Consider the following 15,127-nt stretch of genomic DNA (forward strand, 5'->3'; position numbering starts at 1 on the left):
AGCGCAGGGCTGGATCCGTCAATTCCGTGGAAAGCGGGCGGTGCGGATCAGACCAGCACCGCGCCACCGGCCTGAATGGCGCCTTTGGTTTCGGCTTCGCCCAGCAACATCTCGTTATGGGGCTTGCCTGAGGGGATCATCGGGAAGCAGTTCTCGTGCTTTTCCACCAGACAGTCGAAGACGACAGGGCCGTCGTGGTTGATCATCTCCATGATGGCATCGTCCAGATCCTTGGGATCCTTGCAGATGATGCCCTTGGCACCAAAGGCCTCGGCCAGTTTCACGAAATCGGGCAGCGCCTCGGACCAGGAGTGGCTGTAGCGTTCGCCGTGCAGCAGCTCCTGCCACTGGCGCACCATGCCAAGGCGTTCGTTGTTGAGGATGAACTGTTTCACCGGCAGACGGTACTGCGCGGCGGTGCCCAGTTCCTGCATGTTCATCAGCCAGGAGGCTTCACCGGCGACGTTGATCACCAGCGCATCCGGGTGCGCCATCTGCACGCCGATGGAGGCCGGGAAGCCATAGCCCATGGTGCCAAGGCCGCCCGACGTCATCCAGCGGTTGGGATCCTCAAAGCCGAGGAACTGCGCCGCCCACATCTGGTGCTGGCCCACCTCGGTGCAGATATAACGGTCATGGCCCTTGGTCAGCTCCTCAAGGCGCTGCAGGGCGTATTGCGGCTTGATGGTGCCTTCGGAGGGTTTGTAGGCAAGGCAGTTCACCGCGCGCCACTCGGAGATCTTGGCCTGCCACTTCGCGACCGCCTCCTTGTTGGTCTTGCGCCCGCGTGCCTTCCAGACCTTCAGCAGGTCTTCCAGAACATGGCCCACATCGCCGACAATCGGGATGTCCACGCGGATCACCTTGTTGATCGAGGAGGGATCGATATCGATATGCGCCTTCAGGGATTTGGGGCTGAAGGCGTCGATCCGGCCAGTAATGCGGTCATCGAAGCGGGCACCGATGTTGATCATCAGATCGCAGTCGTGCATGGCCATGTTGGCCTCGTAAAGACCGTGCATGCCCAGCATGCCCAGCCAATTCGGCCCCGAGGCCGGATAGGCGCCCAGCCCCATCAGGGTAGAGGTGATTGGAAATCCGGTGGCATCCACAAGTTCGCGCAACAGCTGGCTTGCGCCGGGGCCGGAGTTGATCACACCGCCGCCGGTGTAGAACACCGGGCGCTTGGCGGTCTCCATTGCGGCGACCAGTTCGGTGATCTCTTCCATGTCGCCCTTCACAGGCGGCTGGTAGTGCGAGGCGGCCGGTTTGGGTCCCGTGTAGCTGCCGGTTGCGAACTGCACATCCTTGGGGATGTCGATCAGCACCGGACCGGGACGACCCGATGTGGCCACGTGAAAGGCCTCATGCAGGGTGCCGGACAGTTTATCGGTATCCTTCACCAGCCAGTTGTGCTTGGTGCAGGGGCGGGTGATGCCAACCGTGTCGGCCTCCTGAAAGGCGTCAGAGCCGATCATGAAGGTGGGCACCTGGCCGGTCAGGACAACAAGCGGAATGGAGTCAAGGAGCGCATCCGTCAGGCCGGTCACCGCATTGGTGGCGCCAGGCCCCGAAGTTACCAGCACAACGCCCGGTTTCCCGGTCGAGCGCGCATAGCCTTCGGCGGCGTGAACCGCGCCTTGCTCGTGGCGGACCAGAATGTGCCGGATATCGTTCTGCAGGAAGATTTCGTCATAGATCGGAAGCACGGCGCCACCGGGGTATCCGAATACCGTGTCCACACCCTGATCCTTCAGGGCCTGGACAACCATTTTTGCGCCGGTCATTTCACGTTTCATCTGCTTTTGCTCCAGTTGGCGGCAACGTCCATTCCGCATAAAAAAAGCCCCCGATTTTCTGGTCGGAGGCGCATGGGTCAGATTATGGTCTACCGTTACCGGCCCATGCGCATGGTTCCTACAATGACGACTAGGGAAGTCATTTGCCGTGAGGCTCCTCTTTTGCGTTGCAGCGCAGATTATGTGCGGCGCGCAGGGGCGTCAACAGGCAAACCTGTGGAAAATGCCCGTCCGGGGACATTTTCTTGCGCCATGTGGGCGCATTGCGACATTTCCGAAAAATAGCATAGCTCTTTTCAGGGCGAGGCTGCGTATAGATACCCGCCGTTTGCTGCACCGCGACAAGGGATTCTTCAGGGCTTCTTCGGGGCAGTCCTAGGGTTACAGACCAACACCGGTGCCCTGCAACACGCCGTGTTCCAAAGCATAGCGCGTAAGGCCGGCCGTGCTTGAAATGCCAAGCTTGCGCTTGATGTTCTTGCGGTGCGTTTCAACCGTCCGCACGGAGATGTCCAGCGTCAGGGCCACTTCCTTGTTGGATTTGCCCTGGGCCAACTCCAGCAGGATCGTCTGCTCCCGGCCGGTGAGCGCTTCACGGGCGCCGCTGTCCTTGGGTTTGAGAGAGCCTTCGGCGCCGGTACACAGGTATGTCTCACCGCGCATGACGGCGTCGATGGCGTCCCTGATCGCCTCGGTCGGCACGTCCTTCAGGATATAGCCCATCGCCCCATGACTGAGCGCGGTAGAAATATACTCGGGGCTGTCATGCATCGACAGGATCAGGATGCGGGTTTTCGGGCAGCGCTCCAGAATGATCTCGGTCGCGCTCAGGCCGCCAAGACGTGGCATGTTGAGATCCATCAGGATCACGTCCGGCGCCAGTTCTCCAGCGCGGGCGACCGCCTCTTCCCCGTCAGTCAAGGATCCGACGACATCAATGTCATCATAGCTTTCAAGGATCGACTGAATGCCTTCGGCCACCATCGGGTGGTCGTCAACGATCAGCACCTTCACCGGTGTGTCTTGTGTGTCTTGCAACAGATCGCCATCCCCAACAGCCTGTTTGTCACCAAACACAACCCGCCAGGGTTGCATCCTTACGAGACCCGCTGCGGCGCTGCCTCGTTGCCCGGCGGCAGAAGGTGGCTCAAGGGAAGTGTTGCCTCGATGACCGTGCCGCTCTGGGTTCCCCCTGATGACAGAATCCGCAAGGTTCCGTCAAGCTGATCGATCCGTTCCTGCATGTTGCGCAGGCCGATCCCGGTGCCTGTGGCGGTTCCTTTTGCGGGCAGTCCGCGACCGTTGTCGCTGATACGCATCGTGGCTCCGCGCGCATGTCCGCGCAGATCGATGCTGACGCGCGTCGCCTCGGCGTGGCGTTCGATATTGGTCAGGGCTTCCTGTGCGATCCGGTAAAGGGCGATCTTCGCATCCTGATCAAGCCGGTTGCGGAAGACCACGGTCGAGAATTCCGTCTCGATCCCGGTCCTGGCCGCAAAATCATCCGTCAGCGCCTTCAGCGCCGGACCAAGGCCGAGATCATCAAGCACGCCGGGACGCAGATCACGGCTGATGCGGCGCACCTCTGCAATCGCGGTGCCCAGGTGGTCTATCCCCTTGTCCAAAGGCTCGGAGGCGCTGTCATGATCGCCGCGCATCAGGCGCCGGCGGGCATTGTCCAGCGCATAGCGTACCCCCACCAGAATCTGGCTGATGCCGTCATGCAGTTCCCGCGCCACGCGGCCGCGCTCTTCTTCCTGGGCGTCGAACACGCGCTGGGTCAATTCCTTGAGCTTTGCATCCGCCAGACGCCGCTCGCGGATGTTGAGCCCCATGCCTGAGGCAAAGACCAGAAGCAGCGCCACCAGGGTTATGCCGCCGATATAGAGGAATGTGCGCTGAACCCGGCTTTCGACCTCGGCGCGGGCGGCAGCGACAGAAGCCAAAACGTCATCGATGAAAACCCCCGTGCCGATTGCCCATTGCCAGTCCTGCAGGCCGACCACATAGGTGATCATCTGCGCCTCTTCCCCGGTCGATGGTTTTTCCCAAATGAAACTGTGCCAGCCTGCCCCCCGGCGCGCCTGATCGATGAAGGTATCCACCACCGGCGTGCCCTGGCTGTCGGTCAGGCCGCGCCAGTTCTGGTTGATGAATTCGGTCTGACGCGGGCTGACCAGATTGTTGCCGTCATAGTCATAGACAAAAAAGAACCCGTCCTGACCGTAGATCATCGCGCTCAGGATCTGACTGACCTGTTCCTTCGCCGCTGCATCATCGGGCGCGGCAAGGCCATAGATATGGGAAAACCCGTTGCGCGCCTGGGTGACATAGTTGCGCAGCTCTGCCTTCTTTGCTTCGATCAACTGCTGCTCCAGCGCGCGGATCTCGCGATCGGCAAGGGCACGGGACTGATAGGCCACCAGCAATGCGATTGCGGCTACGGCGACCAACAGGGGAATCGCGGCCAGAAGCGACAGCTTTTGCGCATAGTTCGGGCGAAAGAGGCTTTGAAACAAGCTGTTAAAGAGGCGCATTGGGCGCTCCGCAGTTTTTGGTCACGGGGGCGAATCGTCGTGCAAAGAAAACGTAAAAGCAAGAGGCCCTCGGGGCCGGATTTCAACCTGACTGCGTAACAAAAGACGCCTCAGCCCAAAATCCGTGCAACTTTCCGACGGTTTTTGGTCAAAAAAACTGTGATCTACGCAGTAGTAGGTATTCACAACCTCTGTGCCGTGGATAGTGTAACGCCACTCGAACCGATCCGCCTTCGGCTTGGCCGTTGGCAATCCATATAATTTGGGAGGAAAAAATCATGGATCGTCGTTCCTTTCTGAAAACATCCGCTCTGGGCGGTACCGCCGCCGCTGCAACCACTCTGGCAGCACCGGCCTACGCACAGGGCAAGCGGACCCTGACCATGGTGACCACCTGGGGCCGTGGCCTGGCCGGCGTGTTTGACGCCGCGCAGCGCGTTGCCGACAACATCACCGCCATGTCCGACGGCAACCTGACCGTCGACATCAAGGCGGCCGGTGAACTGGTTGGCGCCTTTGAGGTGTTTGACGCCGTTTCCTCGGGTCAGGCCGACATGTACCACGGTGCGGACTACTACTTTGTGGGTCAGCACCCGGGCTATGCCTTCTTCACCGCAGTTCCCTTCGGTATGACCGCTCAGGAACTGGCAAACTGGTACTACCAGGACGGCGGCATGGAGCTGCATGACGAACTGGGCCAGATCTTCGGTCTGAAATCCTTCCTGGCCGGTAACACCGGTGCACAGGCGGGCGGCTGGTTCTCCAAAGAGATCAACAGCCCCGAGGATTTCAACGGCCTGAAGTTCCGTATGCCGGGTCTGGGTGGCAAGGCGCTGGGTAAACTGGGTGCATCCGTCCAGAACATCCCCGGCTCCGAAGTGTACCAGGCCCTGTCCTCCGGCGCCATCGACGGCACCGAGTGGATCGGTCCCTGGGCGGACGAAAAGGCTGGCTTCCAGGAAATCACCAAGACCTACTACACCGCGGGTTTCCACGAGCCGGGCGCAGGTCTGTCGGTGGCAACCAACCGTGACGTCTTCGAAAGCCTGAGCCCTGCGCATCAGAAGATCATCGAAGTCGCGTCGGCCGAGTGCCATCAGTGGAACCTGGCCCAGTTCCTGGCCAACAACGGTGCCGCGCTGCAGCGTCTGCAGGCTGGCGGCGTCAAGGTCATGGAATTCCCGGACAGCGTTTGGGATGCCTTCGGCAAGGCCTCGATGGAAGTGCACCAGGAGAACATGGGCGACGATCTTTACAAGAAGATCTACGACAGCGCGATGGCCTCGATGAAGTCCTCCTCCGCTTGGATCAAGACCTCCTCGGGCACCTACGTGTCGCAGCGCGACCGCGTACTGGGCTAAACCGTTTTCATACCATCCATCGGATCCTCCGTCATCGCGCGGGGGATCCCTTTTCCATTGTGGCCGGTCAAGAACTGCACTGTCGCCCGCGGCATTCTCGCGTTCTTAAGCCGGCTCAATCCATGATCCCGGGGGAACAATGCAGGACGACACTGGCATTTCCTTTTTCGGCGCCCTAGGGGGTGGTCTGGTCTGGCTAGCCCAGAACATCGCCGGCGCCTTCTACAATCTCGGCTATGCACTTTCCAATCCCAGCCAGTGGCTGGCCTGGACCGGTGGGCTGGAGACCGTCGAAGACAAACAGTCGCTGATGCGCTTTGTCTACTACGGTGGCTCCGCCGAGTTTTTCTTCGTTGTCTTTACCGCCTTCCTTGTTCTGACCGGGGTTGGCCTTTATCGCCGCCAGGTCATGTGGGGCGTCGTGCGCGGGCTTGAAGGCTTTGCCAATGCAACGGGGCGTCTGTTTGCCTGGGCGGGTCTGCTCATGGTGATCCAGCAGATCATCATCGTCTTCATGCAGCGGGTCTTTGCCCGGCCGGACATGAGCTTTGGCCTCGGGATCGACCTGCAGATGGACATCTCGTGGTTCGCCGAAGAGCTGAAGCTTTATAACGCTCTCGTGGTCTGCATGTGCGTAGCCTACACATTCGTGCAGGGCGGGCATGTCCGTGTGGATCTCGTCTATTCCGGGATAAGTTTCCGTGCCAAGAAGGTCGTTGACATGGTCGGCTCGCTGATCTTCATGATGCCCGTTGCCGTGCTGACCTGGATGTATGGCTGGTTCTTCCTGTGGCGCCACCTGATCGTTCCAAAACCGTCGGCTTCGGACGCGCTCGACCGGCTGGTCATGAAGGCCCGCGCCCTGCGCTGGAATGTGGAAACCATCGGCTTCAGCCCCAACGGTTTCAACGGGTACTTCTTGTTCAAGATCCTGCTGGTCGCCTTTGCCGGCATCGTCTTTCTCCACGCCATCGCCTTCTTCTACCGCTCGCTTCTGGAGTTCATCGAAGGCCAGGGAAGTGAAAACAAATACCTCGACAAGGATAGCCTTGGAGAGGGTGAAGAAGCCTATGAAGGCGCGCATTAACCTAAGGGACAGCTGACATGCTATTCGGTCTTGATGGCGTCGAAATCGGCCTGATCATCGTATTCTTCTGCCTTTTCGGAGGCATTCTGTCCGGCTTCCCGGTGGCGTTTGCCATCGGCGGTGCGGGTGTGATCTCTTTCGGGATCATCGCCGCGCTCGACAGTGCCGGCCTTCTCATCCACCAGGCGATCGATACCTCCTCGCAGGTCTATCGTGACCTGGTCAACTCGGGCGTCAAACCCGATTCAATCTCGGTCTTCCGATACCCGGATCTGCCGCGGATCGGAGAGCCGGTCTTCCCGCAAGGCTGGGAAACCGCGCTGGATCGAAACGTCTCCTTCATCGTGAACCGCATCAACGAGCGGGTTCTGGCTGGCGCTTCGATCGAAACGCTGCTGGCGGTGCTGATGTTCGTTCTGATGGGCATTACGCTGGAGCGTTCGAAGATCGCCAACGATCTTCTGACCACAATGGCGCGCGTCTTTGGCCCGCTGCCGGGCGGTCTGGCCGTCTCCATCGTTGTTGTGGGCGCCTTCCTGGCGGCCTCCACCGGGATCGTGGGCGCAACCGTGGTGACCATGGGTCTGCTGGCGCTGCCGACCATGCTGCGCAACAACTACAGCCCCGAACTTGCTACCGGTGTGATCGCGGCCTCGGGTACGTTGGGGCAGATCATTCCACCTTCGATCGTGATCGTTCTTCTCGGGACCCTGGCGGGGGATCTGTACTCCACCGCACAGGAAACCCGTGCGCAGGAGGCAGGCTGTACAGACGCGCTGACCTTCCTGGGGGAACCGGCGGTTGTTTCGGTCGGCACCCTGTTCCAGGCGGCTTTGCTGCCGGGGATCATGCTGGCCCTGCTTTATGCGCTTTATGCTTTCGGCTTTGCGCTTTTGAACCCGGAAAAGGCTCCGGCGGTTGAACTGGGAAGCGCCAGCGATGAGCCGATCACCCGCAACGAGGCGCTGACCTGGTTCCTGGGCGCGCCTGCTGCAATCATCGGCGGTGCCATGCTGCTGAGCACTGTCGGCGTGATCGGATCGCAGAACATCAATGTCTCCAGCTTCTCGGATGCCGGTCAGACCGCATCGCTGCGCACGTCGGTTGGTCCCGAATGCCAGGCAGCAATGATCGAACTGCACGGCCAAGAGGCCTGGGATGCGGCCGTCGAAGAGCAGAAGGCCATCGATGCCGCTGGCGGTGTCGCTTCGGCAGAGCGCCTGACAGAAGATCAGATCGCGGAAGCCCGCGTACAGAAGATCGCCAATGCGGCGCCTCTGGGCACAGGGCTCAGCGTGATCATTGTTCTGCTTGGTCTGGTGCTGGCGGTTGGGCGCGGTGTGGCCCCGTCGCGGGATGCCAAGCCGTTGATCGTAGGCGCCATTGGTCTGTTGCTGCTGGCGTTGGTCGATATCCTGATGATCGCGCCGACCACAACGCCGGGGGTCACTGTTCTGCTGATCCTTCTGCCAGTCGCAATCGCGCTCTATGGCTGCAAGGAAGCCGCGATCCGCTGTTCGCGCAATGATCTGATCCGGGTGGTCTTCCCGCCGCTGGTTCTCATCGTCGCCGTGCTGGGCTCGATCCTTGGCGGGATCACCAACCCGACGCCCGCAGCGGCGCTGGGGGCAGGTGGTGCCATCATGCTGGCAGCCTACCGCCGCCTGCAGGACGAGGCGCGCTCGGGCAAGATCATCATCGGTTCGACCTTCGCGGTGATCATCTGCATCCTGATCGGTGTGAACTTCGATCTTCGGATCAACCAGGACAACGTCTCCTTCGAAAGCTGGGTGGCCTTCTTCTTTGCCTATGGCGCATATCTCTACGCGCTGTTCGGCTTGCTGTTTGGCTGCTGGGTTCTGTTCAAGGGTGGGGTTCTTACGCCGATTGTGCGGGAAACCGCAAAAGTCACCTCGATGGTCTTCACCATCCTGATCGGCTCACAGCTGCTGAACCTGGTGGTGATCTCCTTTGGCGGGGAGCATTACATTCAGCAGTTCCTGAAGAGCTTTGACAACGAGATGACGGTCTTCCTGATCGTGATGCTGGTTCTGTTCTTCCTGGGCTTCGTTCTGGACTTCCTCGAGATCATCTACATCGTGATCCCGATTGTCGGGCCGGTGATCTATGGCGGCTCCTTCGATCCAAAGTGGGTGACCATCATGGTTGCGGTGAACCTGCAGACCTCGTTCCTGACACCGCCCTTCGGCTTTGCGCTGTTCTACCTGCGCGGCGTTGCGCCCAAAGAGGTGACAACGGGTCATATCTATCGCGGGGTTCTGCCCTTCGTGCTGATCCAGGTGGCCGGTCTTGCGATCCTCTGGCTGTTCCCGTCGATCGTGACCATCGTTCCGGCGCTGATGCCGAACTGATCGGAAGGTCAAGAAAACGAAAAGGGGCCCCATGCGGGCCCCTTTTTGCGTGAACAGCTGCTTGAGGCGGAGTCAGCCCATCGTCAGGGTCCAGGCCTTGTTGGCAGGTGTGCGGCCCTCAAGAACTTCCCGGTAGGCGGCTATCACCGCGTCGGCTCCGACACCGTGAGAGAGGGACAGCCAGTCTGCGCTTGCCTTGGCTGCCCGCTCCCAGAAGGCGGCGGAGCGGCGGTCGAATTCGCCCGGCCCCCAATCCTTGCCGCGCTTGGCAATGTGACCCGGGGCAAAGAACATCGCACTGCGGTCCCGGATGTAGTCCTCGCCCATGCCGGCGTCATCATGGTGGGTGAGGCCGACGTGGCTGGTATAGCGCATTGCTGGTCCCAGATGCCGGTGCAGGCGGCTGATGACAGAACCGGATCCTGACATGTCGATGATCAGTGTAGGACGATCCGGCGCAAGCGCCTTTTCGATCTCGTCATAGGTCAGGATCTCATCATAAAGGCCGAGCGCGCGGAGCTTGTCCGCATGACCGGCGGATGTAAGCGCTAGAAGCGGCGGTGCTTCCGGGTCTTCCTTGAAGGCATAGGCCGTGCCGATCCCGGTCTTTGAAGACGCCGAGACGATCAGTACCTGCCGGGCATCGAACCAGTCATTGTCCTTGGCAAAGTCATAGAGGCAGTAGGAGGTCGCATAAAGCGGCCACAGCACCATGCGCAGATCGTCCATGGCAGGATCATAGACCGGATCGTTGGACAGGCGCACGTAACGGTTATAGACTGCGGGCAGCTCCCGCCGGTGGGCGGCACCGTCAAAGAAACGATCAGGCTGCACCTTCTGCGGCTCAAGCGTGGTGTGAGAGGCAATGGGCCAATAGCCAAAGAGCCTTTCCCCGGCAGAGATGCCCTCTGCGGCGCTCTCCTCGACAATGCCGATGCCCCAGACCGGCAGCACGCCCCAGTTTTCGTCTTGGGTGGGGAAGAACCTCCAGTACCCGATCCGCTCACCCACCACGCCATAGGTTATGTTGTTGGCGGTGAAGCCGAAACGCGCGATCCGAACGGTGATTTCGCCGGGGGCGGGCGATCGCCGATCCTCTGAGGTCAGGCGGTATCGCGCCAGATCCGTCTTGCAGACCTCCAAGGTCCGGGTGGTTTGCTCTGCTGTCATGTCCGATGCTCTCCCTTTGGGATCAGCCTAGTCAGGGCAGGGGGGGCAAACAAAAGTGCCGCGCTGCATCGGGACGCGGCGTCACAGGCAAATCCACAGTGCAGCCTGGAGGTGGGCCTCTCCTACCGCGGCTTGTGGACCGGCTGCTGGGGAAGATGGATGTTGGCAACCTGCTCCGAGATGGTTCTGCAGGCCGTCTCGGACGGGGTGTCGTCCAAGGTTTGCAGCTCTCTGAATGGTTTCCATCTGCCGCCGTGATACAGCTCAAGCCCGGAGAACTTGGTCTTGTAGCCCATCTTGGGACTGCCCTTGACCCAGTAGCCGAGGTAGACATAGGGCAGCCCCGCCTCGCGGGCGATCTCGATATGGTCAAGGATCATGTAGGTGCCGAGCGAGTTTTGCGGCTGATCGGGATCGTAGAAGGAATAGACCATGCTGAGGCCGTCCTCGAGCACGTCGGTCAGGGAGACCGCGGTCAGGGTGTTGTCATCGTCGGTCGCGTATTCGACAACCCGGCTGCGGATCGGCGTTTCCTCGATCATCGCGGCGTATTCAAAGACATCCATATCCGCCATGCCCCCGTCAGAGTGGCGGCTGTCCAGATAGTGCCGGAACAACTGGTACTGATCTTCGGTCGCCCAGGGCGAGGTTGCACGCCGCACCAGATGCCTGTTGCGTTTCCGCGTGCGTTTCTGGCTGCGGGTGGGGGCGAACCGTGCAACATCGATACGTGCCGACAGGCAGGCCGAGCAGTCCGAACAGGAGGGCCGGTAAAGAACGTTTTGCGAGCGTCGAAATCCCTGCTGCGACAGGCTATTGTTCAGCTGTTCAACTCCGTCCCCCTGCAATGCGGTGAACAGTTTACGCTCCATCCGGTTTTCCAGATAGGGGCAGGGCTGCGGAGCCGTCACGTAGAACTGCGGGGCGATCGGAAGGGTGTGGCGCATGAAGAGGGGCTAAGGTCCAGAACGGATGTGCAAACGAGAATGTCTTACGGTTGAGGATAGCAACGACCACCCTTTGCGCCAAGGGTGGTCAGACAAAAATGGTTTCACACTGGTTGCCTGGGCAAAGAGGGGATGTCTAGCGCAGCGCGCTGCGCCGGTTGAGCATGACCGTGCCCAAAAAGGCATCGCCCAATCCCTGGCCGCGCGAAGAGGTCATCATCATGATGATTGACACGATCTGCAACGGGGGCAGGGCCAGGGCCAGCGTATAGGCGCCGGTGTGCAGGGCGGCCATTTGGGTATCCAGGCGCCGACCCGAAAGATCACGCAGCTCGATCCCGGCAAACCGCATGCCCCAGGTGGCAGAGCCGTTGGCGATGGTGATGGTGCGGTAGGCAAAGCCGATCATCAGGTACAGCAGCGGCCAGATGAAAAAGCCGATAAAGGCCGTGAGGACCCCGGCCGCCACGCACAGGGCGATGATGATCACGCTATCGACGGCCCAGGCCAACAGGCGCTTGGGGGCAACCGACGTGTAGAACTCGGATTGATAGTCGGGGTCGGGCAGGGCGGTCATCGGGGCATCCTGTTGTGAGCCTATGGGAGAGCAGGTCTTGTCGAGAAGGATAGAGCCTCGCCCCGGTTGGGGCGAGGGAAGATCACGGAGTATCAGGCGCTTTTGGAGTCGTTTTCCGATTCGCCAGCGTCTTCGGCAGCGGCTGCGGCGGCGCGCTGATCCATGAACTCATCGAATTCGGCCTTGTCCTTGGCTTCGCGCAGGCGCTGCAGGAAGGCATTGAAGTCGTCCTGTTCCTGTTCGAGGCGGCGCAGGGTGTCGGCCTTGTAGGCGTCAAAGGCGCTGTTTCCGCTGGACCGCATTGCGGACATGCCGTGATGGGTCCAGGATTTGCGGCTGCGGCAGGATTTGTTGAACATGCGTTTGCTCCAGATCATGTAGAACAGAAGGGCGAGGCCAATCGGCCAGAAGAAGACAAAGCCAAGCACCATGGCGGCAATCCATGCGCCTTTGCCTTTGCTGTCGAGCCAGGCTTCACTGCGCGAGAACCACCCCTGCGGATGGCCCGGTGCATGGGGGGCAGTTGCGGTTGGGGTATAACTCGTCATCGGGACCTCCGGTTGCGGGTTGATGTAAATCTCTTTTACATCCTCAATATTGAGAGTGAGGCCTCGCCTCGCAAGAGGCGATGTGAACGTTTTTTACATTTATCTAGTAAGTGGCTGAAAGAAAGCGAAATAATTTATCTTCTAGTAGCCGGATGCGTGCTTTATGTCTCCGGTCGCCAGCACGGGAGAGGCGTCTATCTCGTCCGCATCGAGCATCGCCGCCACGCGTTCAAGGCTGGCGACCAGCATTGCCTGCTCCCAGTCCTCCATCGCGTTGAACTTGCGTACGAAACGCTGCTGCAGAGGATCAGGGGCCTCGTCCAGGATCTGGCTGCCCTTGTCGGTCAGGGTGATGTTGATCTGCCGACGATCCTGGTTCGACTTTTCCCGCACCACCAGACCATCGCGCACCAGCTTGTCCACCAAAGAGGTGATCGTCCCCTGCGACACCCGCATGCGCAATGAGATCGCCTTGGCGGTCGCATAGCCATGTTCGCTGATGATCTGGAGGACCCGGAACTGCGCCGGCGTCACGCCTGTGGTCTGATGTATTTCGCGCCCGAACAATTCGGTTGCGCGCACGATACGGCGGAGCGCGATGAGGCTGCTGTCGATGCGGTCCATGGGATCTCCGTTACTTTGATGACAAAAGCATATGGCAGATTCATGCACACTTCAAAGCAAAACAAACTTTGCCAACAGAAGTAAAGTGGCGTCGCAAAATAGCAAAAACTGCAAAAAGCGACGTCATTGTTGGGGAAATTCATAAAAATTGCTTTGAGTATTGAAATTCAAGGTTGCTCATGGTACTTCATCTGTCGAAGCGAAAGGAGATCGACAAGATGCAGAACCCCGCTGACCCGAGGCAGATTGCCCTTCCGGCCCTGCGCGTACCGTCGTCCGAAGATGGAGCGCGCATCTGGGAGCTGGTGCGCAGGTGCAGGCCGCTGGATGAAAATTCCATGTACTGTAACCTGCTGCAGTGCGATCACTTTGCCGACACATGCGTCATCGCCGAAATGGCGGATGAGGTGGTGGGGTGGATCTCTGCCTACGTAATGCCGAATGACCCGGAAACGCTGTTCGTCTGGCAGGTTGCGGTTGATGAAAAGGCCCGTGGCCGTGGTCTTGGCGCGCTGATGCTGCAGTCCATCCTGCGGCGCTCGGCTTGCCGGGGCGTCAAACGCATCCAGACAACCATCACGACCGACAACGAGGCCAGCTGGGCGCTGTTTGGCAAGTTTGCCAAGCTTCAGGACAGCGAGCTGGACATCCAGCCCTACTACACGCAGGCGCTGCACTTCCAGGATCGGCACAAGACCGAAAACCTTGTCACCATTGCTCTGCAAGAGCGGGCACGGCTGGCCGCCTGATCGCGGCCGCCAGCGGTTTTCATCCCTTCATTCCTCCCAAAATCAAACAAACGGAAAAGAGGTCGTATGTCTACGAACACCTCCATCACACCTATTTTCAAACGCCGCGAGTCCGAGGCGCGCAGCTATTGCCGGGGCTTCAACACGGTTTTCGCATCTGCGTCGGGGTCCGAAATGGTGGCCGAGGATGGCCAGCGTTACATCGATTTCCTCGCGGGCTGCTCATCGCTGAACTACGGCCATAACGATCCCGATATGAAAGAGGCGTTGATCGCGCATCTTCAGGCTGACGGGGTCGCCCATGGTCTGGATATGCACACCGATACCAAGGCGGATTTCCTTGAGACCTTTGAGCGGGTGATCCTGAAGCCGCGACACATGGATCACAAGTTGATGTTCACCGGCCCCACCGGCGCCAATGCTGTCGAGGCCGCGATGAAGATCGCCCGGAAGGCAACAGGCCGCAGCAATATCGTTGCCTTCACCAATGGCTTTCACGGCGTGACGCAAGGCGCGCTGGCGGCAACCGGAAATGGCTATCACCGTGGCGGGGCAGGTGTGGGCCTGAACAATGTCACCCGTGTACCCTTCGACGGTTACATGGGCGGGGATAACGACACGGCCGATTATCTTGAGGCGATGCTGAACGATCCGTCTTCCGGCGTGGACGCGCCCGCCGCGATCCTGCTCGAGATCGTTCAGGGCGAGGGCGGTCTCAATGCGGCCAGCGCCGCATGGGTGCGCCGTGTCGCCAAGCAGGCGAAAAAGGCTGGCGCGCTGCTGATCATCGATGACATTCAGGCGGGCTGCGGTCGTACGGGCACCTTCTTCTCCTTCGAGGAGATGGGCGTGACGCCCGACATCGTGACCCTTGCCAAATCGGTTTCCGGGTTTGGCCTGCCGATGGCGCTGGTTCTGGTGAAGCCCGAATATGACGTGATGGGCCCGGCCGAGCATAACGGTACCTTCCGCGGCAACACCCATGCCTTCGTGACGGCCCGTGTCGCGCTGGAAAAATACTGGTCCGACGGGGCCTTCCAAAATGACATCGCGCGTCGTGCGCTGATGGTCGAAGAGGCGCTGAACGAGATCGCTGATATGGTACCCGGCGCCCGCCTCAAAGGGCGCGGCATGATGCGCGGTGTCGATGTGGGCTCGGGCGATCTGGCCGGGGACATCTGCGCGCGCGCCTTTCAGAACGGGCTGATCGTCGAAACCTCCGGCCCCGAGGATGAGGTGGTCAAGATCCTTGCTCCGCTCACGACCCCGGATGAGCAGCTTGCCGTCGGCCTCAAGATCCTGACGGATGCGGCCCGCAGCATTCTCGAAACAACCAAAGTGGCAGCGGAGTAAGAC

13 protein-coding genes are annotated in these 15,127 nt (G+C 60.1%); 5 read left to right on the forward strand and 8 right to left on the reverse strand.

Features of this window, described 5'->3' with window-relative positions; genetic code table 11:
* Positions 1-47: 47 nt before the first annotated feature.
* The 3 genes from AADA15_RS05110 to AADA15_RS05120 all read right to left on the reverse strand — a co-directional run bounded on the left by AADA15_RS05110 (position 48) and on the right by AADA15_RS05120 (position 4,336).
* Positions 48-1,799, reverse strand: coding sequence for an acetolactate synthase 3 large subunit (locus tag AADA15_RS05110; protein ID WP_341640461.1), 1,752 nt, complete (start codon positions 1,797-1,799; stop codon positions 48-50).
* Positions 1,800-2,180: 381 nt separating this feature from the next.
* Positions 2,181-2,837, reverse strand: a complete 657-nt coding sequence (locus tag AADA15_RS05115) for a response regulator transcription factor (RefSeq protein ID WP_341640462.1) — start codon at positions 2,835-2,837, stop codon at positions 2,181-2,183.
* Positions 2,838-2,896: 59 nt separating this feature from the next.
* Positions 2,897-4,336, reverse strand: coding sequence for a cache domain-containing protein (locus tag AADA15_RS05120; RefSeq protein WP_341640463.1), 1,440 nt, complete (start codon positions 4,334-4,336; stop codon positions 2,897-2,899).
* A 278-nt stretch (positions 4,337-4,614) separates the two neighbouring features.
* On the opposite strand from AADA15_RS05120, the gene AADA15_RS05125 reads away from it, so the two are divergent.
* The 3 genes from AADA15_RS05125 to AADA15_RS05135 all read left to right on the forward strand — a co-directional run bounded on the left by AADA15_RS05125 (position 4,615) and on the right by AADA15_RS05135 (position 9,156).
* On the forward strand, positions 4,615-5,697 hold the full coding sequence (locus AADA15_RS05125; protein WP_341640464.1) for a TRAP transporter substrate-binding protein: 1,083 nt from the start codon (positions 4,615-4,617) through the stop codon (positions 5,695-5,697).
* Positions 5,698-5,836: 139 nt separating this feature from the next.
* Positions 5,837-6,784, forward strand: a complete 948-nt coding sequence (locus tag AADA15_RS05130) for a TRAP transporter small permease subunit (protein WP_341640465.1) — start codon at positions 5,837-5,839, stop codon at positions 6,782-6,784.
* 17 nt (positions 6,785-6,801) lie between these two features.
* A complete protein-coding gene (locus AADA15_RS05135; RefSeq protein WP_341640466.1) occupies positions 6,802-9,156 on the forward strand; it encodes a TRAP transporter large permease in 2,355 nt (784 codons plus the stop codon).
* A 72-nt stretch (positions 9,157-9,228) separates the two neighbouring features.
* Here AADA15_RS05135 and AADA15_RS05140 read toward each other — a convergent pair whose 3' ends face one another.
* From AADA15_RS05140 to AADA15_RS05160, 5 genes are all read right to left on the reverse strand, one after another.
* Positions 9,229-10,326 carry a DUF2855 family protein gene (locus AADA15_RS05140; protein WP_341640467.1) on the reverse strand — a complete coding sequence of 366 codons (1,098 nt, stop codon included), beginning with the start codon at positions 10,324-10,326 and terminating at the stop codon, positions 9,229-9,231.
* Between the two features lie 122 nt (positions 10,327-10,448).
* A complete protein-coding gene (locus AADA15_RS05145; RefSeq protein ID WP_341640468.1) occupies positions 10,449-11,273 on the reverse strand; it encodes an arginyltransferase in 825 nt (274 codons plus the stop codon).
* A gap of 136 nt (positions 11,274-11,409) precedes the next feature.
* On the reverse strand, positions 11,410-11,850 hold the full coding sequence (locus AADA15_RS05150; RefSeq protein ID WP_341640469.1) for an RDD family protein: 441 nt from the start codon (positions 11,848-11,850) through the stop codon (positions 11,410-11,412).
* Between the two features lie 92 nt (positions 11,851-11,942).
* Positions 11,943-12,398, reverse strand: a complete 456-nt coding sequence (locus AADA15_RS05155) for a DUF2852 domain-containing protein (RefSeq protein ID WP_341640470.1) — start codon at positions 12,396-12,398, stop codon at positions 11,943-11,945.
* Between the two features lie 141 nt (positions 12,399-12,539).
* Entirely contained in the window at positions 12,540-13,022 is a 483-nt protein-coding gene (locus AADA15_RS05160) for a MarR family winged helix-turn-helix transcriptional regulator (RefSeq protein WP_341640471.1), read from the reverse strand.
* Positions 13,023-13,240: 218 nt separating this feature from the next.
* On the opposite strand from AADA15_RS05160, the gene ectA reads away from it, so the two are divergent.
* Together ectA and ectB are read left to right on the forward strand one after the other, a co-directional pair.
* A complete protein-coding gene (gene ectA, locus AADA15_RS05165) occupies positions 13,241-13,771 on the forward strand; it encodes a diaminobutyrate acetyltransferase (RefSeq protein WP_341640472.1) in 531 nt (176 codons plus the stop codon).
* Positions 13,772-13,837: 66 nt separating this feature from the next.
* Entirely contained in the window at positions 13,838-15,124 is a 1,287-nt protein-coding gene (gene ectB, locus AADA15_RS05170) for a diaminobutyrate--2-oxoglutarate transaminase (RefSeq protein ID WP_341640473.1), read from the forward strand.
* Positions 15,125-15,127: the final 3 nt, after the last annotated feature.

Origin of the sequence: Phycobacter sedimenti, assembly GCF_038148855.1 — a bacterium.
GTDB lineage: Bacteria > Pseudomonadota > Alphaproteobacteria > Rhodobacterales > Rhodobacteraceae > Phycobacter > Phycobacter sedimenti.